The sequence below is a fragment of the Streptomyces sp. NPDC002795 genome (assembly GCF_042888725.1).
GTDB lineage: Bacteria > Actinomycetota > Actinomycetes > Streptomycetales > Streptomycetaceae > Streptomyces.
The window spans coordinates 166,344-190,117 of sequence record NZ_JBIAQB010000011.1 but is presented as its reverse complement, the minus strand read 5'-3'; the positions used below and the strand labels follow the sequence as shown (position 1 = coordinate 190,117).

22 protein-coding genes are annotated in these 23,774 nt (G+C 71.6%); 13 read left to right on the top strand and 9 right to left on the bottom strand.

Annotated elements, in window-relative coordinates; genetic code table 11:
* The first annotated feature begins 95 nt into the window (after positions 1-95).
* A complete protein-coding gene (locus tag ACFYWS_RS30740; protein WP_389281846.1) occupies positions 96-683 on the top strand; it encodes a TetR/AcrR family transcriptional regulator in 588 nt (195 codons plus the stop codon).
* A gap of 111 nt (positions 684-794) precedes the next feature.
* Entirely contained in the window at positions 795-2,993 is a 2,199-nt protein-coding gene (locus tag ACFYWS_RS30735) for an MMPL family transporter (RefSeq protein ID WP_389281844.1), read from the top strand.
* On the opposite strand, the gene ACFYWS_RS30730 is transcribed toward ACFYWS_RS30735, so the two are convergent.
* Entirely contained in the window at positions 2,983-3,351 is a 369-nt protein-coding gene (locus ACFYWS_RS30730; RefSeq protein ID WP_389281843.1) for an SsgA family sporulation/cell division regulator, read from the bottom strand. The genes ACFYWS_RS30735 and ACFYWS_RS30730 overlap by 11 nt on opposite strands.
* 173 nt (positions 3,352-3,524) lie before the next feature.
* Between ACFYWS_RS30730 and ACFYWS_RS30725 the strand changes: the two genes are divergently transcribed.
* From ACFYWS_RS30725 to ACFYWS_RS30715, 3 genes are read left to right on the top strand one after another with little or no spacing between them, the layout of a single operon-like run.
* Complete coding sequence (locus ACFYWS_RS30725) at positions 3,525-4,586, top strand: energy-coupling factor ABC transporter permease (RefSeq protein WP_389281841.1); 1,062 nt, start codon at positions 3,525-3,527, stop codon at positions 4,584-4,586.
* Position 4,587: 1 nt separating this feature from the next.
* A complete protein-coding gene (cbiQ, locus tag ACFYWS_RS30720) occupies positions 4,588-5,349 on the top strand; it encodes a cobalt ECF transporter T component CbiQ (RefSeq protein ID WP_389281840.1) in 762 nt (253 codons plus the stop codon).
* Entirely contained in the window at positions 5,337-6,098 is a 762-nt protein-coding gene (locus tag ACFYWS_RS30715; RefSeq protein ID WP_389281838.1) for an energy-coupling factor ABC transporter ATP-binding protein, read from the top strand. Before cbiQ ends, ACFYWS_RS30715 begins: the two co-directional genes overlap by 13 nt.
* 37 nt (positions 6,099-6,135) lie before the next feature.
* Here ACFYWS_RS30715 and ACFYWS_RS30710 read toward each other — a convergent pair whose 3' ends face one another.
* A complete protein-coding gene (locus tag ACFYWS_RS30710) occupies positions 6,136-6,408 on the bottom strand; it encodes a GntR family transcriptional regulator (protein ID WP_389281837.1) in 273 nt (90 codons plus the stop codon).
* 120 nt (positions 6,409-6,528) lie between these two features.
* On the opposite strand from ACFYWS_RS30710, the gene ACFYWS_RS30705 reads away from it, so the two are divergent.
* Genes ACFYWS_RS30705 through ACFYWS_RS30695 form a run of 3 tightly spaced genes read left to right on the top strand, consistent with a single transcriptional unit; the run spans position 6,529 to position 8,265 of the window.
* Positions 6,529-6,825 (top strand): hypothetical protein, encoded by a 297-nt coding sequence (locus ACFYWS_RS30705; RefSeq protein ID WP_389281835.1) that lies wholly within the window; start codon positions 6,529-6,531, stop codon positions 6,823-6,825.
* Positions 6,822-7,100, top strand: coding sequence for a hypothetical protein (locus tag ACFYWS_RS30700; RefSeq protein ID WP_389281833.1), 279 nt, complete (start codon positions 6,822-6,824; stop codon positions 7,098-7,100). Before ACFYWS_RS30705 ends, ACFYWS_RS30700 begins: the two co-directional genes overlap by 4 nt.
* Positions 7,090-8,265, top strand: coding sequence for a serine hydrolase domain-containing protein (locus tag ACFYWS_RS30695; protein ID WP_389281832.1), 1,176 nt, complete (start codon positions 7,090-7,092; stop codon positions 8,263-8,265). Before ACFYWS_RS30700 ends, ACFYWS_RS30695 begins: the two co-directional genes overlap by 11 nt.
* Here ACFYWS_RS30695 and ACFYWS_RS30690 read toward each other — a convergent pair whose 3' ends face one another.
* Positions 8,266-9,543, bottom strand: a complete 1,278-nt coding sequence (locus ACFYWS_RS30690; protein ID WP_389281831.1) for a tetratricopeptide repeat protein — start codon at positions 9,541-9,543, stop codon at positions 8,266-8,268. It abuts the gene before it with no gap.
* Between the two features lie 33 nt (positions 9,544-9,576).
* A complete protein-coding gene (locus ACFYWS_RS30685; protein ID WP_389281829.1) occupies positions 9,577-12,075 on the bottom strand; it encodes a tetratricopeptide repeat protein in 2,499 nt (832 codons plus the stop codon).
* 165 nt (positions 12,076-12,240) lie between these two features.
* Between ACFYWS_RS30685 and ACFYWS_RS30680 the strand changes: the two genes are divergently transcribed.
* Positions 12,241-13,014 carry an SDR family NAD(P)-dependent oxidoreductase gene (locus ACFYWS_RS30680; protein ID WP_389281827.1) on the top strand — a complete coding sequence of 258 codons (774 nt, stop codon included), beginning with the start codon at positions 12,241-12,243 and terminating at the stop codon, positions 13,012-13,014.
* Positions 13,015-13,137: 123 nt separating this feature from the next.
* Here ACFYWS_RS30680 and ACFYWS_RS30675 read toward each other — a convergent pair whose 3' ends face one another.
* The 5 genes from ACFYWS_RS30675 to ACFYWS_RS30655 all read right to left on the bottom strand — a co-directional run bounded on the left by ACFYWS_RS30675 (position 13,138) and on the right by ACFYWS_RS30655 (position 19,897).
* Positions 13,138-13,989 (bottom strand): EamA family transporter, encoded by an 852-nt coding sequence (locus tag ACFYWS_RS30675; protein WP_389281826.1) that lies wholly within the window; start codon positions 13,987-13,989, stop codon positions 13,138-13,140.
* Positions 13,986-14,489 carry a YbaK/EbsC family protein gene (locus tag ACFYWS_RS30670; protein WP_389281825.1) on the bottom strand — a complete coding sequence of 168 codons (504 nt, stop codon included), beginning with the start codon at positions 14,487-14,489 and terminating at the stop codon, positions 13,986-13,988. Before ACFYWS_RS30670 ends, ACFYWS_RS30675 begins: the two co-directional genes overlap by 4 nt.
* 55 nt (positions 14,490-14,544) lie before the next feature.
* Positions 14,545-16,233: a penicillin-binding transpeptidase domain-containing protein gene (locus ACFYWS_RS30665; RefSeq protein WP_389281824.1), complete on the bottom strand. Its 1,689-nt coding sequence runs from the start codon at positions 16,231-16,233 to the stop codon at positions 14,545-14,547.
* A gap of 133 nt (positions 16,234-16,366) precedes the next feature.
* The gene (locus ACFYWS_RS30660) at positions 16,367-17,998 is read right to left on the bottom strand and encodes a penicillin-binding transpeptidase domain-containing protein (RefSeq protein WP_389281822.1); all 1,632 of its coding nucleotides are present in this window, start codon (positions 17,996-17,998) and stop codon (positions 16,367-16,369) included.
* Positions 17,999-18,124: 126 nt separating this feature from the next.
* Complete coding sequence (locus ACFYWS_RS30655) at positions 18,125-19,897, bottom strand: dolichyl-phosphate-mannose--protein mannosyltransferase (RefSeq protein WP_389281821.1); 1,773 nt, start codon at positions 19,895-19,897, stop codon at positions 18,125-18,127.
* A 63-nt stretch (positions 19,898-19,960) separates the two neighbouring features.
* Between ACFYWS_RS30655 and rsmI the strand changes: the two genes are divergently transcribed.
* The 4 genes from rsmI to ACFYWS_RS30635 all read left to right on the top strand — a co-directional run bounded on the left by rsmI (position 19,961) and on the right by ACFYWS_RS30635 (position 23,766).
* Entirely contained in the window at positions 19,961-20,845 is an 885-nt protein-coding gene (gene rsmI / locus ACFYWS_RS30650; protein WP_389281819.1) for a 16S rRNA (cytidine(1402)-2'-O)-methyltransferase, read from the top strand.
* A gap of 198 nt (positions 20,846-21,043) precedes the next feature.
* A complete protein-coding gene (locus ACFYWS_RS30645) occupies positions 21,044-21,481 on the top strand; it encodes a hypothetical protein (RefSeq protein ID WP_389281818.1) in 438 nt (145 codons plus the stop codon).
* A gap of 24 nt (positions 21,482-21,505) precedes the next feature.
* Entirely contained in the window at positions 21,506-22,384 is an 879-nt protein-coding gene (locus ACFYWS_RS30640) for a TatD family hydrolase (protein ID WP_389281816.1), read from the top strand.
* Between the two features lie 200 nt (positions 22,385-22,584).
* On the top strand, positions 22,585-23,766 hold the full coding sequence (locus ACFYWS_RS30635; RefSeq protein ID WP_389282034.1) for a ubiquitin-like domain-containing protein: 1,182 nt from the start codon (positions 22,585-22,587) through the stop codon (positions 23,764-23,766).
* Positions 23,767-23,774 lie beyond the last annotated feature (8 nt).

The following is a 23,774-nucleotide window of genomic DNA, read 5'->3' as shown; positions in this document are numbered from 1 at the left end:
AAGGTGTGGCGCAGCGCACGTACGAAACCGTTTCGTTTCGCTAGTGGGCAGGGTACTTTTATGGCGTACGCATACCGAGAGGTCAGGTGGGTGAGATGGTCGCGGAGGCAACGACGCGTCGCAGCCGGATCACGCCCGAGCGCGAGGCCGAGCTGTACGGCGCCGTGCTCGAACTTCTCCGCGAGGTCGGCTACGACGCCCTGACCATGGACGCCGTCGCGACCCGCACGAGGTCCAGCAAGGCCACGCTCTACCGTCAGTGGGGCGGGAAGGCCGAGCTGGTGGTGAAGGCGCTGCGGAGCCAGAAGCCGCACTTCGACGAGGTCGACACCGGCTCGCTGCGCGGTGATCTGCACGCCATCGCGTTCCGCGAGGACGACTGTCACATGGAGCAGAACAGTGCGCTGATGCGCGGCCTGATGGTGGCCGTGCACGCCAACCCGGATCTGCTCGCGGCCTTCAAGGAGTGGATCGTCGAGCCCGAGATGACGGGTGTCGACCGGATGGTGCGCAGAGCGGTGGACAGGGGCGAGGTCCGGGCCGACAACCCGGCGCTCGGCTATCTGATCCACATGCTGATCGGCGCGTTCGCCACCCGCACGCTCATCGACGAAGAACCGCCGACGCAGGAGTACCTCCTCTCGTACATCGACGCTGTGGTCCTCCCCGCCCTCAGCGCGTAACCCCTTACGCACCAAGCAAGTACCGGCGCGCACCCGCTCATGTCGTCGGGCCGATCACCCATGCCGCGCTGTCCTGTTGGACCCACGACACCTGACCGGGAGTACGCCTCCGTGGCCACATTCCTCTACAAACTCGGCAAACTCGCGTTCCGGCGACGGCACTTCGTCGCCCTGATCTGGGTGGCCCTGCTCACGCTCGCGGGCGTCGGCGCGGCCTCCGCGCCGACCGCGACCTCCAGTTCCTTCTCCATACCGGGGACCGAGGCCCAGAAGGCCTTCGACCTGCTCGACCAGCGTTTCCCCGGATCCGCCGCCGACGGGGCCACCGCCCGCGTCGTCTTCGAGGCGCCGAAGGGCGAGAAGCTCACGGACGCCGCCAACAAGGCGGACATCCAGGACACCGTCGCCTCCATCCAGTCCAGCTCGAAGCACGTCGCTTCCGTCGCGGACCCGTTCGCCGCCAAGACGATCAGCCAGAACGGCACGATCGCCTACGCGTCGGCCTCGTACAAGGTCTCCTCGATGGAGCTGACCGACGCCGACCGGGACGCGTTGCAGGAGGTCATCGACGAGGCGAAGGCGACTGGCCTCACCGTCGAGGTCGGCGGTGACGCGCTGCAGGCCATGCCGGAGACGGGGGCCACGGAGATCATCGGTATCGCGGTCGCGGCCGTCGTCCTGGTGATCACGTTCGGCTCGCTGATCGCGGCCGGTCTTCCGCTGCTGACCGCGCTGATCGGTGTGGGCATCGGCGTCTCCGCCATCACGGCGCTGGCCAAGGTGCTGGACCTGGGCAGCACCACGTCCACCCTGGCGATGATGATCGGCCTCGCGGTCGGCATCGACTACGCGCTGTTCATCGTGTCCCGGTACCGGGGCGAACTGGCCGAGGGCCGGGAGCGCGAGGAGGCGGCGGGACGGGCCGTGGGGACCGCCGGTTCGGCCGTCGTCTTCGCGGGGCTGACGGTGGTCATCGCCCTCGTCGGACTCGCCGTCGTCAACATTCCGATGCTGACCAAGATGGGCATCGCGGCCGCCGGCACCGTCGCCATCGCGGTGCTCATCGCGCTCACCCTGATCCCGGCGCTGCTCGGCTATGTCGGCAAGCGGGTGCACGGCCGCAAGGCCCGCAAGGACCTGTCCACGGACAAGGAGCCCAAGGTCAACCTGGGCACCCGCTGGGCCGGCTTCGTCCTGCGCCGTCCGGTCACCGTCCTGATCGCGGGCATCGTCGGCCTCGGCGCCATGGCCGTACCCGTGGCCTCGCTCGAACTGGGTCTGCCCGACGACGGCGCGCAGCCCACGAGCACCACCCAGCGCCAGGCGTACGACCTGCTCTCCGAGGGCTTCGGGCCCGGCTTCAACGGGCCGCTCATGACCGTCGTCGACGCCAAGGGCGCGGACGACCCGAAGGCCGCGGTCTCCGAGGTCGTCCGGGAGATCAAGGGCACGGACGGGGTCGCGGCCGTCACCCCGGCGACGTTCAACAAGGCAGGGGACACCGTTGTCATCAGCGTCGTCTCGAAGTACAAGCCGTCGTCGGTCGACACCGAGAACGTCGTGCACGACATCCGTGCCGCGGGCGCCGACATCAAGGCGGACACCGGCGCCGAGCTGAGCGTCACCGGCTCGACGGCCATGAACATCGACGTCTCGCAGAAGCTCAACGACGCGCTGATCCCCTACCTGGCGCTCGTCGTCGGCCTCGCGTTCCTGCTCCTGATGGTGGTCTTCCGCTCGATCCTGGTCCCGCTGAAGGCGGCGCTCGGCTTCCTGCTCTCGGTCCTCGCCGCGCTCGGCGCCGTCGTCGCGGTGTTCCAGTGGGGCTGGCTCGGTTCGCTGTTCGGCGTCGAGCAGACCGGTCCCGTCATGTCGATGATGCCGATCTTCATGGTGGGTGTGGTCTTCGGTCTCGCGATGGACTACGAGGTGTTCCTCGTGACGCGGATGCGGGAGGCGTACGTGCACGGGGAGCGGCCCGCGCAGGCCGTCGTCACCGGGTTCAAGCACGGGGCGCGGGTGGTCACGGCCGCGGCGATCATCATGATCGCGGTGTTCGCGGGCTTCATCGGAAGCTCGGAGCAGATGGTGAAGATGATCGGCTTCGGCCTCGCCATCGCCGTCTTCTTCGACGCCTTCGTCGTCCGTATGACGATCGTGCCCGCCGTCCTCGCCCTGCTCGGCAAGAAGGCCTGGTGGCTGCCGAAGTGGCTGGCGCGGGTGCTGCCGAACGTGGACGTGGAGGGCGAGGGGCTGCGGACGGCCGCCGCCGACCGTCCGGACGAGGAGCGGGAGCTCGTCAGCGCCTGACGTCCTGACCGGAGTCCGGGGCGACGGCCGTGTACGTACGACGCAGAAAGCGGATCAGCGCTTTCACGTCGAACTGCACGACCGTCGCCCCGTCCGGGTTTTCGGGCGAGTGGAACTCGATGACCGCCTGCACACGTCCGCAGGGCCAGATCCGGACGTCGCCACCGGAGGCCGGGGCCCGCAGCCCGCGTTCGAGCAGCTCGCGGGGGAAGGACCACTCCCCGGAGCCGGGCAGGGCGATGTGCACCGTGCCGTCGGCGCAGCGCAGTACGGCGGGCACGCTGCGGTACGCGTCGGGCGAATCCGTGATGACCCGGGCCCGCGCGTACTGCTCGACGTACTGCTCGACAACAGCCATGACATTAAATGTCGCATATGTCGGATAACTCGTGGTGTACAGGATAGGCGGATCCGGGCTCAATTGGTGCTGAGACGTTGTTGCAAGGCGTTCGCAACAGGGCACTATCATCGAACGGTTCACCGGACGCCGAACCCGGACGCCTGCCCCGGACCCGAGCGGAGCTCCCTGCCATGCATGTCCCCGACGGATTCATCAACGCACCCGTGTCGGCCGCCACGGGCCTCGTCGCCGCGGGCGCCGTCGCCGTCAGCCTGCGCGGCGCCCGCCGTGAGCTGGGCTCCGAGCGGGCCGCGCCGCTCGCGGGACTGGTCGCGGCGTTCATCTTCGCCGTGCAGATGCTCAACTTCCCCGTCGCCGCGGGCACCAGCGGACACCTCCTGGGCGGCGCGCTCGCGGCGATACTCGTGGGCCCCTACACCGGGGTCCTCTGTGTGTCCGTCGTGCTACTCATGCAGGGCGTGCTGTTCGCCGACGGCGGCCTCACCGCGCTCGGCGTGAACATCACCGACATGGCGATCACCACGACCGTCGTCGCCTACCTCGTCTTCCGCGGCCTGGTGAAGCTGCTGCCGCGCACCCGCCGCTCGATCACCGTGGCGTCCTTCGTCGCCGCGCTGCTGTCCGTCCCGGCCGCCGCGGTCGTCTTCACCCTCATCTACGCCATCGGAGGGACGACCGACGTCTCCACGGCCAAGGTGGCCACCGCGATGGTCGGCGTGCACGTCCTCATCGGCATCGGCGAGGCCGTGATCACCGCGCTCACCGTCGGCGCTGTCGTCACCGTGCGGCCCGACCTCGTGTACGGGGCCCGGGGCCTGCACAAGACGCTGAAGCTGAAGGTGAACGGGGAGCTGGTCGACGCGCCCGCGGCGGCTCCGGTGGCGGCTGCCCGCTCGCACCGCAAGGTCTGGCTCATCGGCCTGGCCGCCTCCCTCGTCCTTGCCGGCTTCGTCTCCTTCTACGCCTCGGCCAACCCCGACGGCCTGGAGAAGGTCGCCCACGACAAGGGCATCGACCAGAAGACGAAGGAGCACGCCTCCTCCGACTCCCCGCTCGCCGACTACGGCGTGAAGGACATCGCCAACGGCCGCCTCTCCGGCGGCCTCGCCGGGATCATCGGCGTCGGCGTCACCGTCGTCGCGGGCACCGGGATCTTCTGGGCGTTGCGCAGGCGCCGTACGAGCGACGCGGCCTCCACCGAGGTCCCCGCCGCTTCGGAGCGGGTGTCCTGACATGGGCGCAGGCCACGCCCACCAGCTCTACCGCGCCGGGACCTCGCCCGTGCACGCGCTGCCGCCGCACACCAAGCTGGCCGCGGTCTTCTGCTTCGTTCTGGTCGTCGTCTCCACCCCGCGCGAGGCGATGTGGGCGTTCGGCCTGTACGCGGTGCTGCTCGCGGCGGTGGCGTACGCGGCGCACGTCCCGGCGGGATACCTGCTGAAGCGCCTGCTCATCGAGGTCCCGTTCGTCGCCTTCGCCGTCCTGATGCCGTTCGTGGCGGAGGGGAGCCGGGTGCAGGTCCTCGGGATGTCACTGAGCGAGAGCGGGCTGTGGGGCGCGTGGAACGTGCTCGCCAAGGGCACGCTCGGCGTCGCCGCCGCGGTCCTCCTCGCCTCGACCACCGAACTGCGCGAACTGATCCTGGGCCTGCAACGCCTGAAGCTGCCCCCGCTCCTCGTACAGATCGCGTCGTTCATGATCCGCTACGGCGACGTCATCACCGACGAGATGCGCCGCATGAAGATCGCCCGGGAGTCGCGCGGCTTCGAGGCGAGGGGCGTGCGCCACTGGGGAGTCCTGGCGAAATCGGCCGGTGCCCTGTTCATCCGCTCCTACGAGCGCGGGGAGCGGGTGCACCTCGCCATGATCAGCCGTGGCTACGCGGGGGCGATGCCGGTGATCGACGACCTGGCGGCGAGCAGGACCCAGTGGTCGTACGCGCTGACCCTGCCGGGTGCGGCAATCGTGGTGTGTCTGTTGGGATGGGTGCTGTGACTGCTTCTTTGGACGTGACCGGACTCGCCTTCGCCTACCCCGACGGGCACCAGGCCCTCTTCGGCGTGGACCTCACCGTCGGCAAGGGCGAACGGGTCGCGCTGCTCGGGCCGAACGGCGCGGGCAAGACGACCCTCGTCCTGCACCTCAACGGCATCCTGACGGGTGGCACGGGCACGGTCACGGTGGCCGGACTCCCGGTGTCCGCGCGCAACATGGCGGAGATCCGCCGCAAGGTCGGCATCGTCTTCCAGGACCCGGACGACCAGCTGTTCATGCCGACGGTCCGCGAGGACGTCGCGTTCGGCCCGGCGGCGGCGGGCATGAAGGGCCCGGACCTTGAGGCACGGGTCCGCAAGGCGCTCGCGCTGGTCGGCATGGAGGAGTTCGCGGACCGCCCGCCGCACCACCTCTCGTTCGGCCAGCGCCGCCGGGTGGCCGTGGCGACCGTCCTCGCCATGGAACCGGAGATCCTCGTCCTGGACGAACCGTCCTCCAACCTCGACCCGGCCTCCCGCCGCGAACTCGCCGACATCCTCCGGACGTTGGACGTGACGGTCCTGATGGTCACGCACGACCTGCCGTACGCCCTGGAGCTCTGCCCCCGCGCGGTGATCCTCAGCGACGGCACGATCGCGGCGGACGGGCCGACGGCCGACCTGCTCGTGGACGACGACCTGATGGCAGCCCACCGCCTGGAACTGCCGTTCGGCTTCGACCCGAGGTCGGTGGCGGGGAAGGTGGCGTGAGCGGGGGAAAGGTAGCGGAACGCGCGGAGCGTGAACGTCACGCCTGCGCAGGCGGATTCTTGGCGACGAAGGAGCCCTTGCCGCGGACGGTGACGATGAGCTGCCGCTCGCGGAGTTCCTGTGCGGCGCGGCGGGCGGTGAGTCGCGCCACGCCGTACTCGTCGGCGAGCGCGTGCTCCGAGGGGATGGGGCGGTCGGGCGCCAGGCTCCCCGCACGGATGGCCGCCTCGATGACGTTGGCCAGCTGGATGTACAGCGGGGTGGCGCTGTGCGGGTCCAGCTGCCCGCTGGCCTTCTCTGCTTCGGACATCTCTCCACGGTAGACCCCCTCTGACCTGCGCATTCAGGTAGATCCCTCTGTACTTGTATACAGAGGGCTGTATTGGGCTATACGCTCAAGGCGTCAGTCGCAGCCTGAAAGGTGTGCCGCATGCTCGACCTCACCCGTTCGACACTCCCGTACGGGAGCCTCCTGCTCGCCGCGGTAGCGCTCCTTGTGTCCCTGGCGCGCATGACGTTCCCGGCCCCGGGCGGGCGCCACCGGCGCCCGGCAGCAGCGGACGTCGTCCGGCGCCCCGAGCCCCCGCTCGACGGGAGCGCCCACCGGCTCGTCCGCCCCTATGTCGTCGCCGCAGAACAGGCCGCCCGTAGGCGGGAGTTGCTGCTCGCCGACTTCGGGGTCGACGGGTCCGGCCCGTACGTGATCCACGGCGTGGAGGTCGCATGAGCACGCACAAGAGCGTGTACGTCATCGGGGACCCGGCCCGGCCGGGGCCCGCCGCCCGGCGGGTGGACGCCGTGGACGCGGCCCAGTTGGAGATGGCGGACGTGCTGCTGGGGCACGCCCGGGAGTTGTTGGACGTGGCGGGCCCGGCCGAGCTGCGGCACCTCGTGGCGGAGCTGACGTGCGCGCTCGCCGATACGTTGCGGGTGGCCGTGCGCGGTCGGGAGTTGCGGGAAGTTTCCGGGCCGCAAGGGTGTTCCTGTCCCCGTGAGCAGTGAGGTAAAGGGCCAGGTGGCCGACGGCTTCGAGGCCGTCAGGGATGCGTTCATACGGAACTTCGAGGCGCTGGGGGAGCGCGGCGCGGCGGTCGTCGTCCACCACGGCGGCCGCAAGATCGTCGACCTGTACGGCGGCACGCGGGACGTCGACGGGGAGGCGCCCTGGGAGTCGGGCACCGCCCAGATCCTCCGCTCCGGCACCAAGGGGATCGCCGCCGCCGCGCTGCTCCTGCTGCACCAGCGCGGTGAGCTGGACCTGGACGCGCCGGTCGGCTCGTACTGGCCCGAGTTCAAGGCGCACGGCAAGGAGGACGCCCGCGTACGGGACGTGCTCGCGCATCGGGTGGGCGTGCCCGCCCTCGACCGCCCGCTGACCGTCGCCGAGGCTGCCGACCAGGACCTGGCCGCGGCCGCCGTCGCCGCGCAGGAGCCGTTCTGGGCGCCCGGCACGGACCACGGGTACCACGCGCAGACGTACAGCTGGCTCACGGCGGAGCTGGTGCGGCGCGTCACGGGCCGGTCCATGGGTGAGTACGTCGCCGAGCAGATCGCGGGGCCGGTGGGGGCCGATGTGTGGATCGGGCTTCCGGAGGCGCAGGCGCACCGGGTGGGCCGGGTCGGACCGGTGGAGCCTCCGGCCACCGGACAAGGCCTCCGGTCCCGCCCCAAGCGGGCCATCGTCGAGGCGTACGAGAACCCGGACTCGCTCACCCGCCGCGCCTTCGGCACCATCGCCCCGGCGGCGGACGAGAACGACCCGGCCTACCGCGCTGCCCAGCTCCCCGGCTCGAACGGCATCGGCACGGCGGAAGGGTTGGCCCGGTTCTACGCGTCGCTGATCGGCGAAGTGGAGGATGGAGCGCGGCTGTTCAGTGCGGAAACCGTCCAACTCGCCCGTACGGAGGTCTCGTCGGGACCGGACCGTGTCCTCATCTCACCCTCCCGCTTCGGACTCGGCCACATGCTGCACGGCATCGCCTCCCCCCTCCTCTCCCCGACCTCCTTCGGCCACCCGGGCCGCGGCGGCGCCCTCGGCTTCGCCGACCCGGAGTCCGGTATCGCCTTCGGGTACGTGACCAATGGCATGCAAAAGGGAGTTACCGCCGATCCGCGGGCCCAGGCCTTGGTGAAGGCGGTGCGCGGGGCGCTCGGCGGCGGCGCCTGATCAGTCCGTGTCCTGGCCGATCCGGTGCGGCAGCCAGCCGTCCAGGCGGGGGAGCCAGCCGACGGGTCCCGCGGTGAAGGACATCCAGGACGTGCTGAGCGACATCTCGCCGGCCGGCCCGGAGGAGACCTGTTGCAGGCTGGCCGACAGGTCCGCCTCCATTCCGCCGGGCAGCTTCAGCCGGCTCAGTACGGGCAGCAGGAACGCGATCGCCATCAGGCCGGCGAGCAGCGGCGTCAGCGTCGTCACCATGACGGCCGTGGCATGGTGCTTCCACAGGAAGTCCACCCACATGGTGACGAGCGCGACGGCGCACACGGCGGCCAGCGCCCCCGTGCTGATCCGGCTGGAGCGGCTGATGCGGTTCTCCTCCTCCAGGAGCCGCATCGCCTGCGCCGCGTCCGTGTGTCCCGGCTCCAGGCGCAGGCAGCGCCTGAAGTGTGCGAGGGCCCGCCGCCGGCTGAGCAGCCGCACCCGCAGGTCGCCGCTCTGGGCACCGCGGCGCTGCTCGGCGATTCCCGCGAGATACGCGCACTCGCTCTTCCCCGCCGCCAACGTGCCCGCGCGCTCCGCTTCTTGGAGTGCCTGCTCGTACGGCTCGATGCGCTGGACGGCGTCGCCCGCCTGGATCAGCAGCCGGGTCAGCGCCAGATGCACCTGGGCCCGCACATCGTCGGCGAGCGAGCGCTCCAGGGCCTGCCGCAGCACCGACTCGGCCGCCACGAGGTTCCCCTGCCCCCGCGCGTGGGCCAGCGCGAGGGCGAGCCCGATCGCGGCCCGGCCGCTGTGCGGGTCGATGTGCAGGGCCCGGTCGAAGGCGCGTTCCGCTCGTTCCGCGTCGCCGGGCCCCTCCGTCGGAGCGCAGGAGTGGCCGTCGGCCCGGTGCAGGTACAGATTGCCGAGTTCGATGTGGGCCGCGGCGTCGTACGCGTTCAGTTCCACGGCCCGGCGCAGGCGCGGCTCCGCCTCCTCGTACCGGCCCTGCTGCACGTACAGGGCGCCGAGGTCTCCGTGGCAGCCGTCGTACGGCTCCAGGTCCGTGGCCCGGGTGAAGTGCCGCTCCGCCGCCTCCGGTCGGCCGCGGCGGTGGGCGACGAAGCCGAGGCAGGTGTGGGCGAGCCCCTCCGCGAGGCCGCGCTCGCGGAGCACCTCGTGGCACAGGCCCACCGCGTCGTCGAGGGCCGTGTCGGTGCCCTCGCACAGTCGCGCCCACGCCTGCCCCGCCGTGTGCTGCCGGTCGTGCGGGCGCAGCCGCCGCGCCCGCTCGAACTGGGACACCGCATCGATGCAGCGGCCGTCCGCGACCGCCACTCAGCCGAGGCCGCGGCGGGCCGCGGCTTCCAGGCGCGGGTTCGGCGCCCGGTCGGCCAGCGCCCCGAATTCCTGCTCGGCCTCGCCGAGCAGGCCCGTGCCGTGGCAGATCAGGGCGAGTTCCGTGCGCAGGTCGTCGTTGTGCGGAAAGCGATCGAGGGCCTCGGTGACCATGTGACGGGCCTCGTCGAAGCAGCGCAGCGCCCGCAGGGTGGTGGACATTCCGCAGACGGCACGCACGGACCACGGGTGCTGCGCGCGGATGCGCTCCCACTCGACGAGGGCCTCGCGGTAGCGGTGCAACCGGTCCAGGACATCGGCCAGTTGCAGGCGCGCCCGCAGCTCCGTCCTGCCGGAGTAGGCGTCCAGGCCCTCCCGCGCGGCGGCCTCCGCCTCCTCGTAACGGCCCGTCCTGCACAGCAGGGTGACGCGCAGACACCTCGCCTGGACGAAGTCGGGCTGTACCGACAGCACCTCTTCGACCGCCTTGAGCGCCGCGGCGTGCCGCTGCTGGGACTGCAGCACGGCGGACCACCGGAGCTTCAGTTCAAGGTCCCAGGGCCGAAGCCGCAGCATCCGCCCGGCGAATTCGCCGGCCTCCCTGAACCGGCGCTCTTCGCAGAGCAGGTGCAGTCGTCGCCGCGCCGCGCCCGAGTCGTGCGGGTCGATGGCGTCGGCCCGCTCGATGACGCCGAGCGCCTCCCGGGTCCGCCCCTGGGCGAGCAGCAGATGACTGCGGGCGAACAGGACCGGGAGCGAGCGAGGCTGTCGGGTCTCGGCCCGCGCCGCGGCGGCGCCGGCCTCCTGCCAGCGGCAGGCGTTGCACAACAGGCGAACCCGCCCCACCAGGGCCCCCGTGTGCTGCGGCGCAAGGCGCAGGGCGGTGTCCAGGGCCCGGTCGGCCTCGTCGACGCGGCCCTCGTCCGTGAGCAGCAGCGCCATCGCCAGATGCGCGTCCGGGTCGTCGGGCCACCTGCCGACGAGTTCGGCGGCCGCCTCGTGCGCCGCCTCGGTGCGCCCGAGGCTGCGCAGTTGGGTGACCCGGCAGCTGCTCGCCTCAAGAAGGCCGGGCTCCTTGTCGACGGCCGCGTCGTAGGCCGCGAGCGCAGCCTCCTCGCGACCCCGCAGATCGAGCACGGAACCCAGCCGCAGCAGCGGGTCGGCCTTGTGCGGGTACGCCGCCACATACGCGCGAGCGGCCTCTTCGGCCTCCTCCCAACGGAACAGGCCGCGCAGCAGCCAGATCTGGCTCGCCAGTGCGAAGGAGCTGCGCCGGTCCCGGCGCAGCGCCTCGGTCACGGCGGCGAGCGCCTCCTCGCGGGCCCCACGGTGCAGAAGCAGCTTGGCCCGGCTCACGTGCAGGCCGGCTGCCTCCGGGGCGCGCCCCAGATACTCGGCGAGCGCGGCCTCGGCCGCCTCGTGCCGGTTCAGGCTCCTGAGCACGTGGACGCGCCATTCCATGGCCGGGACGTACTGCGGATCGACGTCCAGCGCCCGCTCGAAGGCGTCGAGCGCGGCGGCCGTCTCCTCCTCCGCCCAGCGGAGATAACCCAGCTCGCACCGCATCCGTCCGCTGCGCGGATACCGCTCGATCGCCCGCCGCGCGGCCTCGCCTGCCTCGTCCCAGGCGCAGTCGGCCGTGCGGATCCGCAGGTGTTCGGCCAGGACGTCCTCGTCGTCCGGGTCGAGGGCGCGGGCCCGGGCGAGGGCCTCGCGGGCCCGGCCCAGGTGCCGGGCGCCGCGGCAGGCCCGGACGAGGTGGACGTAGAGCCCCGGCACGCGCGGCCGACGCTGCACGGCCTCCTCGGCGGCCCGGCGCATCGCGTCCCACCGGGCGTGGGTGAACAAGGCCTCGCACCGTGCCGCGAGGACCCGGGCGTCGGCCGGTGCGGCGCGCACCGCCCGCTCGATCGCCGCGAGCCCTTCGTCGCAGGTGGCGGGCCCGCACCAGGCCAGCGTCCAGCCCGCCGTGGCCACGGTCCGCGCGTCGTCGGGGTGGGCGAGGAGCGTGGCGCGGGCCTCGGCCTCCGCCTCGTCGAGCCGCCGGTACCGTACGAGCGTCCGAAGCCGCCAGACGCGCGCGCGGGCCTCCAGTGGAGTTCCGGGCCCGATCGCTGCCAGCAGTGCCAGCGCGGCGTCCACCCTGCGACGCCCGCTGTGCAGCCGGGCGAGTGCGAGCCGGGTGAGGTCGCCCGCGTTCCCCCTGCTCAGCGCCTCCTCGCCGGTCTCAGCCGCCTCTGCCCAGTGTGTGAGGCGGTCCAGGACGGCGACGTGCCAGGCCCAGGCATCGTCGTCGTCCGGGCCGAGCCTGACGGCTTCCATGACGGCCGTCAGCGCGTCCTCGTTCCGGTGCTGTGCCATGCGCAGCCGGGCCAGTTGGACATGGGCGGGCACGTCCGACGGTGCCGCCTCCAGACGCTCGGCGATCATCCGCTCGGCGGCGTCCCACGAGCAGTCCTCGCGCAGCGTCCGCAGTGCGCGAGCGTCCAGTTCCCCCATCGCGATCTCCCCCTGATGCGCCCCTGTGAGCGGTCAGTGTGGTGGTGGGCCGCGGCGCCGCGAGAGGGGCCGAACGGCCCTGTCGCGGGGGCCGGTCGAGCCTATTCCGCGCCTTCGAAGGGATGCCGATGAGATACCGGTGAGGCAATGGGTAGCGTTCCGGGCATGACTCGATTCGAGGGGTACGGGGTTCTGGTCACCGCCGCCGGGCGCGGCATCGGCGCCGCCACCGCGCACCGGCTGGCCGCGGAGGGCGCGCGCGTCCTCGTCACCGACATCGACGAGGCGGCGGCCGGCAAGGTCGCCGCCTCGATCCGTGAACAGGGCGGTACGGCAAGGGAGTTCGCCTGCGACGTGGCGGACCGGTCGTCGGTGGACGCGGCGGTCGCGTACGCCGTCGAGGCCTTCGGTCGGCTCGACGTCCTCGTCAACAACGCCTACGCCTGCCACCCCGACGCGCCGCTCTTCGAGGACGAGGACGACGAGGATTGGGCCCGCGACCTCGACCTCACGCTCACCGGGGCCTATCGGTGCGCCCGCGCCGCGCTGCCGCACCTCGTCGCCTCCGGGCGCGGCGCCATCGTCAACATCGGCTCCGTCAACGGGATTCAGGACTTCGGCAACCACGCGTACAGCGCCGCGAAGGCGGGGCTCGCGTCCTTGACCCGTACGTTGGCCGGGCACGCGGGGCCGCGCGGCGTCCGCGTGAACCTGGTCGCGCCCGGCACGGTCCGCACCACGGCGTGGGCCGGGCGGGACGAACAGCTCGACGCGATGCGGAAGTTGTATCCGCTGGGCCGGGTCGGGGAGCCGGCCGACATCGCGGCGGCGGTCGCGTTTCTCGCGTCCAGCGACGCGGGGTGGGTGACCGGGGTGGTGCTGCCGGTGGACGGTGGGACGACCGCGGTCAGCAGTGGGTTCATGGCCCTACGTGGTTGACGCCACGGGGCTCCGCCCCGGACCCCGCGCCTCAATCGCCGGCGGGGCTTGATTGTTAAAGCCCCTGCGGCGATTGAGCAGCGGGGGTCTGGGGGCAGGCGCCCCCAGCACCACGGACCACCGTCAACCCGCGTGCAGCATCAACCCGATCCCCGCCACCACCACCCCCGCCGCCAAAAGCCTCGGCGCGCCGAAGCGTTCCTTGAAGAAGATCGCGCCGATCGCCGCGCCGACGATGATCGACGACTCCCGGAGCGCGGAGATCGGGGCGAGGTCCGCCCGCGTCTGGGCCCAGAGGACCAGGCCGTAGGCGAGGACGGAGAGCGCCGCCCCCAGCAGGCCCCGCAGCGCGAACGGCCGCAACCGCTCCACCAGTTCACCGCGCCAGCGATACGCCGCGTACACCGGCACCGCGATCCCCTCCAGCACCATGAGCCAGGCGATGTACCCGAGGGACGAGCCCGAGGCCCGTACGCCCAGGCCGTCCACCACCGTGTACGACGCGATCGCCACCCCCGTGGCCAGCGCCGCGCCCAGCGCTCGCCAGTCCGGCCTGCGCCCCGACCCCCGCAGCCCCCACAGCGCCAGACCTGTCAGGCCCGCGCTGGACACCGCGACGCCCGCCGCCTGCCAGCCGCCCGGCACCTCGCCCGCGAAGACCGCCGCGAGCACCGTCACCACGAGCGGCGCCGTGCCGCGCGCGATCGGATAGGCCTGCCCGAAGTCGCCCAGTTTGAAGGAGGTCATCAGGAGCCAGTAATAGGCGACGTGCAGAAGCGCCGACACCACCAGATACGGCCACGCCCCCGCCGCCGGCACCGGCGCGAACACCGCCAGTACCAACCCGATCAGCGTCCCGCCGCCCGATATGAGCGTAAAGCCGACCAGTTTGTCCGTGATGTGGTGGGCCAGGGCGTTCCACGAGGCGTGGGTCACCGCCGCCAGCAGCACCGCCGCGGCGACCACTGGAGTCATGCGCGCACGTCCACGAGCGCGGCGCCCGCGTGCGAGATCAACTCCTTGGGCTCCATGGGGAAGACGGCGTAGGGGCTGCCGGCCGCCGCCCACACCGTGTCGTGCGTGAGCAGGGAGCGGTCGGCGAGGACGCGGGTCTTGTTCGCGTGGCCGAAGGGCGGGACGCCGCCGATCGCGTAACCGGTGAACTCCCGGACGACGTCCGCCTTCGCGCGCGTGACCTTCTCGGCCCCCAACTCGTCGCGTACGAGGTCGAGGTCGACGCGCGAGGCGCCGTCCATCAGGACCAGCACCGGCACCCCGTCCGCCGCGAAGATCAACGACTTGCAGATCTGGCTCAGTTCGCAGCCGACCGCCTCCGCCGCCTCCTGCGCTGTGCGGGTCGCCTCCGGGAAGCGCCGCACCCGCGGCAGGAGGCCGGCCAGGCCCATCGCCGTGACGGCCTCGGCGAAACGGGGGTGTGCCGCCGTGCTGTTGTTGCTGCTCTCCGCTGTCGTCATGCGCCGCACGCTAGCCGTACGTGTACGAGGCACGCGACCCCGTATCGGCCCCCGGTCAGCCGCCCGCGAGCAGCATCTTGCGGACCACGGGACCCGCCGAGTCGCCGCCGTGCCCGCCCTGCTGCACCACGGCCGCCGCCGCGAGGTCGCCGCGCCATGCCGTGAACCAGCCGTTGGGCTCCTTCTGCCCGTCGACCTCCGCCGAGCCGGTCTTCGCGCCCATGTCGGAGCCGAGCCCGGACATCGGCTTCACGGCCGTACCGGCGACCGCCGTGTAGTGCATCAGGTCACGCAGCTTCGAGGCCGTCGAGGCGGAGAGGGGCTTCGACGCCTTCGCCAGCGTGCGGTCGTCGAAGTCGGGCGACACCAGGTACGGCTGGTGGAAGGCGCCCGCCTTCACGGTCGCCGCCACCGACGCCATGTTCAGCGGGTTCATCCGGACGCCGCCCTGCCCGATCAGCGAGGCCGCCATCTGCGCGTCCGACTGCACGGGCACCGCGCCGTCGAAGCTCGGCACCCCGATCGACCAGTTGTTCATGCCGATGCCGAAGACCGACTGCGCCTGCTTGGTCAGCGAGTCGTCGTCGAGCTTCGGGGCCTGGCTGATGAAGGCCGTGTTGCAGGACGCGGCGAAACTCGCCTTGAACGTGCCGTCCTTGATCTGGAACTTGTCGTCGTTCTGGAACTTCCAGTGCCCGTACGTGAAGTACTTCGGGCACGGGTGCTTCTTGTCGACGTCGGCGAGGTTCTTGTCCAGAAGCATCGAGGCCGTGATGACCTTCATCGTGGAGCCGGGCGCGAGCGAGCCCTGGAACGCCGTGTTGAACCCGGGGCTGGAGTTCGCCGCCGCCAGGATCTCGCCGGTCGACGGCTTCACGAGCACGACCGAGGCCTTCTTGCGCGACTTCACCTGGTCCTCGGCGGCTGCCTGGAGCGCCGGGTCGAGAGTGGTCTTCACGGTGCCCGGCGTGCCCTTGGAGAGCGCCAGCAGCGTCTTGTCGGGCAGCGCGTTCTTGTCGTCGGACTTCTTCCCGGACTTCCCCCGCACGACGCGCAGTTCGACGCCGGCGGTGCCGCCCGCCTTCTTCCCGTACTTCTCGCGCAGTCCGTCGACGACGGTGCCGATCGAGGGGTACTTCTTCTTGTCCAGCTCGGTGCCGGCCCGGTCGACGGCCTTGACCGGCGGATCGCCCGCCTCACCCGTCTCCAGGTGGTCGCCCTCCTTCAGGTCCGGGTGCACGACGGAGGGCTGCCAGTCGACGAGGACCTTGCCGTCGCTCTTGCGCCGCTCGGCGGTCAGCGAGGAGTCGTACGCGAAGGGCTTGCTCAGCTTCTTGTACTCGACCGTGGACGTGACGTGGAAGGGGACCTCGGCGCTCTTGCGGGTGCCGGGAGCGAGCTTCAGGCCGGTGAGGTGGGCGTCCTTGGCGACGTCGGCGAGCGCCTTCTTCGCGGCGGCGGGGTCGTCCGTGTAAGTGGCCGCCTTCGCGGTGTCGCCCTGCTGCCAGGCGGTGAGGAACCCGTCGGCGACGGCCCGTACTTCCTTGGCGGACGGCGGGCCCTTCGGGATCTCGGGCTTGTCGTCCGCGGCCGAGGCCGAGGTGCTGCCCGCCCGTTCACCACTCCCGATCAGCGCGTACGCGCCGACGCCTGCCCCGATGACGGCCACGGCGGCGACGCCACCGATCACCAGGGCGTTCGTGTTGCGCCGCGGGTCACCGCGACGCCTGCCTCTGCTGCCCACCTGAGTCCTCCGGAGATCTACGGGTGGCCCAGGGTACGGGGTGGCCCTGAACGCACTTTCCATAGGACAGAACGACGTGGTAACGCCTGGCGATGCGTGGATTCACCGCCAGGCGCAGGGAGTCGTAGGGGAACTACGCTCCGGCCCGTAGTACCGCCGCGACGACGGGCCCCGCCGCGTCTCCGCCGTGCCCGCCGCGCGGCACCGTCGCGGCGGCCGCGACGTCGCCGCTGTAGCCCGTGAACCAGGAGTTGGCGTCGCCCTGGCCGTCGACCTCTGCGGAGCCCGTCTTCGCGCCCTTGTCACCGGGCACGCCCGCCATGGCCGCGGCGCCGGTGCCACTGGTCGCGGTCAGCCGCATCATCTGCCGCAGCTGGTCGGAGGTTCCGGGCTTCAGGCCCCGCGCCGTGGCGAGCGGCTGGTCGTCGATCTTCCGGGAGACGAGGACCGGCTGGTGGAACGTGCCGGTGATGGCGGTCGCCGTGACCGAGGCCATGTTCAGCGGGTTCATCTTGACCCGGCCCTGGCCGATCATCGCGGCGGCGTCGTCGGAGTCCCCGGGCAGCTCCACCGAGCCGTCGCGGGAGACGATCCCCGTCTTCCAGTCCTTGCCGAGGCCGAACCGGTCCTCCGCCTCCGCGGCGAACCGCTTCGCGCCCAGGTCGTCGGAGAGCTTGATGAAGGCGGTGTTGCAGGACCGCGCGAAGCTGTCGGCGAGCGTCGCGTTCCCGTTGGGCCGCATGCCCTTGAGGTTGTGGAAGGTCTGGCTCATCGCGACCGCCGAATCGGGGCAGGGCGCCTGGCCGTTCGCCGATGTCACACCGTTGTCGATCAGCGCCGCCGCGGTGAGGATCTTCATCACGGAGCCGGGCGCGGTGCCGCCCTGGAACGCCGCGTTGAACTCGCCCTTCGCCTGGTTGGCGACCGCGAGCACCTCACCGGTGGACGCCTTCACCGCCACCACGGACGACTCCGGGTACTTCTTCACCGCCTGCTCGGCGGCCGCCTGCGCGGTCGCGCTGATCGTCGTACGCAGCTTGCCGGGCTTGCCCTTGGCGAGGGTGAGGAGGGTCTTCGCGGCGGACGTCTCCCCGCCCGCGTCGGTCCGCTCCACGTACGTGTCGACGCCGGGCGAACCCCCCGCGGCGTCCCCGTACTTGGCGCGCAGCTGGTCGAGGGCCGGGCCGAGCGACGGGTACGTGTCCTTGGCCAGCACGGTGCCGTCGCGGTCCACGGCCTCGATCGGGGGCGCGGGCGCCTCTCCGGTGACGAGCGTGTCGCCCTTCTTCATCGCGGGGTGCACCACGGCCGGCGACCAGTCGACGAGTGCCCGACCGGTGGTCTGCCCGCGCACGACCGTGAGCGAGGAGTCGTAGGCCAGCGTCCTGGTCTTCTTGCCGTACGTGACGGTGGCCTTGACGTGGAAGGCGACCTTCGGTCCTTCCGCCCTCGTCGGCGTCAGCTCGGTGCGCGTGACGTGCGCCTTGTCGTGCCAGTCCGCGAGGACGCTCATCGCGTTGTCGGCGTAGTCCGTGAGCCGCGCCGCGGCCGCCGGATCGTTCTTCGCCCACGCCGCGAGGAACCGCTCCGACGTCTCCTTCACCTCGTCGCCGGACGGCGGCCCCGACCGGTACTCCGACCCCTGCGACGACACGGTGTTCCCGCCGGTGACCGCCGTGACGAGGTTGTACGCCCCGTACCCCGCGCCGCCGACCATGACGGCGCACACTCCGCCGACGATGGCGACCTTGGCCCCCTTGCGCATGACGCGCTCCCCTCCCCAGGTTGACGAGAGGGACTGTAAGCACGAGGAGTGCCCCGAGGGGCGTGGCTTCTGCAGATGATGTCCGAAGGTGTCCGGATTGAGATCACAAAGCTGACCGAAACCGGCTCAGACCCAGGTGTCCAGCCACATCCGTGACCGCCACGAGTCGACCGGGATCGCGTCGCCCGTGTAGATCGGCCAGAAGTAGATGAAGTTCCACGCGATCAGCAGCACCAGCGCGCCCGCGCCCGCCGCGCCGACCACCCGCCGTCGCTCCTGCGAGCCCGGTTTGCCGATGATCGCGCCGAGCATCATCGCCAGGGCCAGGCAGAGGAATGGGGCGAAGACGACCGCGTAGAAGTAGAAGATCGTCCGCTCCTGGTAGTTGAACCAGGGGAGGTAGCCCGCCGCGATGCCGCACAGGATCGCGCCCGCCCGCCAGTCGCGGCGGAAGAACCAGCGCCACAGCACGTACAGGAGCGCGAAGCAGGCCGCCCACCACAGCAGCGGCGTGCCGAGGGCGAGGACCTCGCGGGCGCACTTCTCGGCGGCGTCGGCGGGGCAGCCGTCCACGCCGGGCTTGGGGGACTCGTAGAAGTACGACACCGGGCGGCCGTCGACCATCCAGCTCCACGGGTTGGACTGGTACGTGTGCGGCGAGGAGAGCGTGGTGTTGAAGTTCCACACCTCGTGCTCGTAGTGCCACAGGCTGCGCACCCAGTCCGGCAGCCAGGTCCAGCTGCCGCCCTTGCCGTCGGTCGCCGCCCAGTTGCGGAAGTAGCCGCCGGAGCCGTCGGCGGGGGAGAGGATCCAGCCGAGCCAGGACAGGACGTAGGTGGCGACGGCCACGGGGACGGTCGAGACGAACGCCGGGACGACGTCCCGCTTCAGGACCGCGCGGTAGGGGCGCTCGGCGCCCGCCACGCGCCGCGAGCCCACGTCCCACAGGACCGACATCAGGGCGAAGGCGGCCAGGAAGATGAAGCCGTTCCACTTCGTGCCGGCGCCGAGCCCGAGGCACAGACCGGCGACCAGCCGCCACGGGCGCCAGCCCAGGCGCAGCGTCTCGGCGACCTCGGTGTCGGGGTGCGGCAGCCCGTGCTCGTCCACCGGCAGTGCGGCGGCCAACTGCCCGCGCGTGCGCTCCCGGTCGAGCACCAGACAGCAGAACGCCGCCACCACGAAGAAGACGAGGATCGAGTCGAGCAGTGCGGTGCGGCTCATCACGTACGAGAGCCCGTCGACGGCGAGCAGCGCGCCCGCCAGGCAGCCGAGGAACGTGGAGCGGAAGATGCGCCGCCCGATCCGGCAGACCATCAGCACGCACAGCGTGCCGAGGACCGCCGTCATGAACCGCCAGCCGAACGGGTCGAACCCGAACATCCACTCGCCGATACCGATGACGTACTTGCCCACCGGCGGATGCACGACGTACGAGGCGTCGTGCGGGATCGGTACGTTTCCGCCCGTGGCCAGGATCTTGTCGTTGACGTCCTTGGGCCAGTTCACCTCGAAGCCGCGGTGGATGAGCGCCCACGCGTCCTTCGCGTAGTACGTCTCGTCGAATATCACGGCCTTGGGGCTGCCCAGGTTCCAGAACCTGGCGAGGCCCGCGACGAGCGTGACGAGCAGCGGCCCGACCCAGCCGACGATCCGCTCCGCCTGCGCGGCGGTGTACCGGCTCAGCCCGAAGGACGCCCACAGGCGGCCACCGAGAGGCGGGAACGGCGGCACCAGACGCGTGCCCACGGCGCCGCTTCTGCCCCCGTTCTCCCCGGCCCGGTATCCGAACCTGCGCAGCCCGCGCAGCCACGACGTCTGCTGCGGCTCCGCGTCTGCGGCCTGCTCGGTCGGTGCGCTGGTCGGAGTCGCCCCGGACGACGACGCGGTACTGGTCACGCGCGCCATCGTAGGGAACGCGACTGTGGGAGTCCTGTTCCCGGGGCCTGCGAGACTGGAACGGTGACTGGAACCGCAGAATCCCCCGAGTCCACCGGAACCCTCGTGCTGGCGGGCACGCCGATCGGTGACGTGTCGGACGCGCCGCCGCGGCTCGCCCAGGAACTGGCCGCCGCCGATGTCGTCGCCGCAGAGGACACCCGGCGCCTGAAGCGGCTCACGCAGGCGCTCGGGGTGCAGGTCGGCGGGCGTGTCGTGTCGTACTTCGAGGGCAACGAGTCGGCGCGCACGCCGGAGCTCGTCGAGGCGCTCGCCGGCGGGGCGCGGATGCTGCTCGTGACGGACGCGGGGATGCCGTCGGTGTCCGACCCCGGTTACCGCCTGGTCGCCGCCGCGGTCGAGCGGGACATCCGTGTCACGGCCGTGCCCGGCCCCTCCGCCGTGCTCACCGCCCTCGCGCTCTCCGGGCTCCCCGTCGACCGCTTCTGCTTCGAGGGCTTCCTGCCGCGCAAGGCGGGCGAGCGGCTGTCCCGGCTCAAGGAGTCCGCGCAGGAGCGCCGCACCCTCGTCTACTTCGAGGCCCCGCACCGCCTCGACGACACCCTCGCCGCGATGGCCGAGGCCTTCGGTGACGACCGCCGCGCCGCCGTGTGCCGCGAGCTCACCAAGACGTACGAGGAGGTCAAGCGCGGCCCCCTGAAGGAGCTCGCCGAGTGGGCCGCCGAGGGCGTGCGCGGCGAGATCACGGTCGTCGTCGAGGGTGCGCCGGAGAAGTCCGCCGACGGCCTCACCCCCGATGAGCTGGTGCGCAGGGTGAGCGTGCGCGAGGAGGCCGGGGAGCGGCGCAAGGAGGCGATCGCCGCGGTCGCCGCCGACGCCGGGCTGCCCAAGCGTGAGGTGTTCGATGCCGTGGTGGCGGCAAAGAATGCGGCGCGGACCGCCCCATAAGCGCGTAAAGGACTAACCTGAAAAGCAAAGCGAAGACCGCGCGCCAGGCCCGTTTCGGCAGGGAAAGGCCAAATCGGATCCAATAGTCGACAGGGCTTTTGCGCTCGGCCCAGCGGAGGCGTCCACTGGTTGAAGGGGACGCACCCGTCCCCACGCTGCCGCAGGGCAGCGTTTGTCCAGCGGGCAAGAGGAGCTGGCATGAGCGAGTTCGCAGTCTCCAAGACAGCCATTGGTGCGCAGACGCCCCCGGTCCCGAATCGCAGCGCGGCGACAGCCGTCGCCCACGAGTCGTATTCGTTCGCCTGCATGCGGTGCGGGCACGGCTGGGAGCAGTCCTACGAGATCGAGCACCACGTCGACGGGGAGGGTGCGGAGTTCGTGATGTACGTGGCGGGCGGCGAGCGGGTGCCGTCACCGCTGACCCGTCCCACGTGTCTGAACTGCGAGGGCCACGTCGTGCGCATCATGCGCGCCGGGCGGGTCTCCTCGGCCCGTGACGCGCTGCAACAGCACCGCGCCCCCCAGGCGGGGCCGGTGGAAGTGCCGGAACCCGACGCGGCGGAGCGCGAGGGGGCCCACCACTGGCATCTCTCCGACCTGCTGCACCCCTTCAGCCACCACAAGCGGGACGAGTGACACCGGGTTCGTAGGATCGGGGGCATGAGCCCCAGCACCAAGGACGTCACCCCACCGCCGCTGCCTGCGCCCCTGGAGATCGAGGTCGCCGACTCCCACACCCACCTGGACATGCAGGAGGGAACCGTGGAGGAGGCCCTCGCCAAGGCGGCGTCGGTGGGTGTGACCACGGTCGTCCAGGTGGGCTGCGACGTCGCGGGCTCCCGGTGGGCAGCCGGCACGGCGGAGGCCTTTGACGCCGTGCACGCGACCGTCGCCCTGCACCCCAACGAGGCGCCGCGCATCGTCCACGGAGACCCCGACGGCTGGTCCCGGCAGGGCGCGCGCGAGGCCCTCGGCGACGCCGGGCTCGACGAGGCCCTCGCAGAGATCGACCGGCTCGCCGCCCTCCCGCACGTGAAGGGCGTCGGCGAGACCGGCCTCGACTACTTCCGTACGGGACCCGAGGGCAAGGCCGCCCAGGAGCGCTCGTTCCGCGCCCACATCGAGATCGCCAAGCGGCACGGCAAGGCGCTCGTCATCCACGACCGCGAGGCGCACGACGATGTGCTACGCGTCCTGAAGGAGGAGGGGGCGCCGGAGCGCACCGTCTTCCACTGCTACTCGGGCGACGCGGACATGGCCCAAATCTGCGCGGAGAACGGCTACTTCATGTCGTTCGCGGGAAACGTGACGTTCAAGAACGCGCAGCCGCTGCGCGACGCGCTCGCCGTGGCCCCACTCCAACTCGTCCTCGTCGAGACCGACGCGCCCTTCCTGACACCCGCCCCGTACCGCGGTCGGCCTAACGCCCCGTATCTCATTCCGGTCACGCTGCGGGCCATGGCCGCGGTCTTGGGCGTCACCGAGGAAGCCCTCGCGACGTCGGTCTCCGCCAACACCGCGCGCGCCTTCGATTACTGAGCGATAACGGTCACGGGTGCTCACGCCCGCTCACCTTCGGGCAAAGTCGCCACTCTGAGTAACCGTTGTGCTTTGGAGAGTGACCGGAGCTCCGCTAGGTTCTGCTCGCCTGATCCGCCCCTCCCCGGGGGCGGACACCTGTGAGTGCCTGGAGCGTCGTCGTGAGCATTACGCCGCAGGAGACGTACGAGCGGTATGAGCTGGACGAGGCGGAGACCCAGGTCCCCGCCCCGGAGCCGCCCGGCGGCCGCGCCGAGGCCCGGCGCGCCGCACGCCGCAAGAAGGCGGCGCAGCGCCCCGAGGCACTGCGCAGGCTGCTGCCGCAGGCGCTGGTCGTCGCGTTCCTCGCGGGCGGCACGACCGCCTTCGTCGCCGACGACAAGGCGATCCGCCTCAGCGTCGACGGCAAGGAACGCACCCTGCACACCTTCGCCGACGACGTCACCGAACTCCTCGCCGACGAGGGCGTGGACGTCGGCGACCACGACGTCGTGGCGCCCGGCGAGGGAGCCGCGCTGGCGAGCGGCGACGAGGTCGCGGTCCGGTACGGGCGCCCCGTCCGGCTCACCCTCGACGGGCAGCGCCGCGAGGTGTGGACGACGGCGCACACCGTGCACGGGGCCCTCAGGCAGCTCGGCGTGCGGGCGGAGGGCGCGTACGTCTCGGCCTCCCGCTCCCAGCGCATCGCCCGCCACGGACTCGACCTCGACGTCCGCACCGAGCGCAGCGTCACGATCATGGCCGACGGCAGCCGCCGCACCATCCGCACGAACGCGGCGACCGTGGGCGGGGCCGTCGAGGACGCCGGCATCACGCTGCACGGGCAGGACACCACGTCCGTGCCGCAGAGCAGCTTCCCGCGCGACGGGCAGGTCATCACGGTGATGCGTGTGACGGGCGAGAAGGAGGTCCGCGAGGAGGCGATCCCCTACGCGACCGAGCGCACCGAGGACGCCTCGCAGTTCCAGGGCACGGAGGTCGTCACACAGGTCGGTGAGCCCGGCATGAAGCGGGTCACGTACTCGGTGCGCACCGTCAACGGGGTCAGGGGCAAGCCGCGCCGCGTGCGGCAGGAGGTCGTACGGGAGCCGCGCACGCAGCGGGTCAGGGTCGGCACGAAGCCGATGCCGACGTCGGTGTCCGGGGCGGACTCCCTCGACTGGTCCGGCCTCGCCGCGTGTGAATCGGGTGGCCGGCCGGGGGCCACGGACGCGACCGGCACCTATGGCGGGCTCTACCAGTTCGACACCCAGACCTGGCAGAGCCTCGGCGGCTCGGGCCGCCCCCAGGACGCGCCCGCCTCGGAGCAGACGTACCGGGCGAAGAAGCTTTACGTCAGCCGGGGGGCGTCGCCGTGGCCGCACTGCGGTTCCCGCCTTTAGCGGCACCG

Bases quoted from the DNA above. Each gene is read 5' to 3' on its own strand.
- ACFYWS_RS30740 (WP_389281846.1), top strand. From the start codon at position 96: ATGGTCGCGGAGGCAACGACGCGTCGCAGCCGGATCACGCCCGAGCGC.
- ACFYWS_RS30730 (WP_389281843.1), bottom strand. From the start codon at position 3,351: ATGGCTGTTGTCGAGCAGTACGTCGAGCAGTACGCGCGGGCCCGGGTC.
- ACFYWS_RS30725 (WP_389281841.1), top strand. From the start codon at position 3,525: ATGCATGTCCCCGACGGATTCATCAACGCACCCGTGTCGGCCGCCACG.
- cbiQ (WP_389281840.1), top strand. From the start codon at position 4,588: ATGGGCGCAGGCCACGCCCACCAGCTCTACCGCGCCGGGACCTCGCCC.
- ACFYWS_RS30715 (WP_389281838.1), top strand. From the start codon at position 5,337: ATGGGTGCTGTGACTGCTTCTTTGGACGTGACCGGACTCGCCTTCGCC.
- ACFYWS_RS30710 (WP_389281837.1), bottom strand. From the start codon at position 6,408: ATGTCCGAAGCAGAGAAGGCCAGCGGGCAGCTGGACCCGCACAGCGCC.
- ACFYWS_RS30705 (WP_389281835.1), top strand. From the start codon at position 6,529: ATGCTCGACCTCACCCGTTCGACACTCCCGTACGGGAGCCTCCTGCTC.
- ACFYWS_RS30700 (WP_389281833.1), top strand. From the start codon at position 6,822: ATGAGCACGCACAAGAGCGTGTACGTCATCGGGGACCCGGCCCGGCCG.
- ACFYWS_RS30685 (WP_389281829.1), bottom strand. From the start codon at position 12,075: ATGGGGGAACTGGACGCTCGCGCACTGCGGACGCTGCGCGAGGACTGC.
- ACFYWS_RS30680 (WP_389281827.1), top strand. From the start codon at position 12,241: ATGACTCGATTCGAGGGGTACGGGGTTCTGGTCACCGCCGCCGGGCGC.
- ACFYWS_RS30675 (WP_389281826.1), bottom strand. From the start codon at position 13,989: ATGACTCCAGTGGTCGCCGCGGCGGTGCTGCTGGCGGCGGTGACCCAC.
- ACFYWS_RS30670 (WP_389281825.1), bottom strand. From the start codon at position 14,489: ATGACGACAGCGGAGAGCAGCAACAACAGCACGGCGGCACACCCCCGT.
- ACFYWS_RS30660 (WP_389281822.1), bottom strand. From the start codon at position 17,998: ATGCGCAAGGGGGCCAAGGTCGCCATCGTCGGCGGAGTGTGCGCCGTC.
- ACFYWS_RS30645 (WP_389281818.1), top strand. From the start codon at position 21,044: ATGAGCGAGTTCGCAGTCTCCAAGACAGCCATTGGTGCGCAGACGCCC.
- ACFYWS_RS30640 (WP_389281816.1), top strand. From the start codon at position 21,506: ATGAGCCCCAGCACCAAGGACGTCACCCCACCGCCGCTGCCTGCGCCC.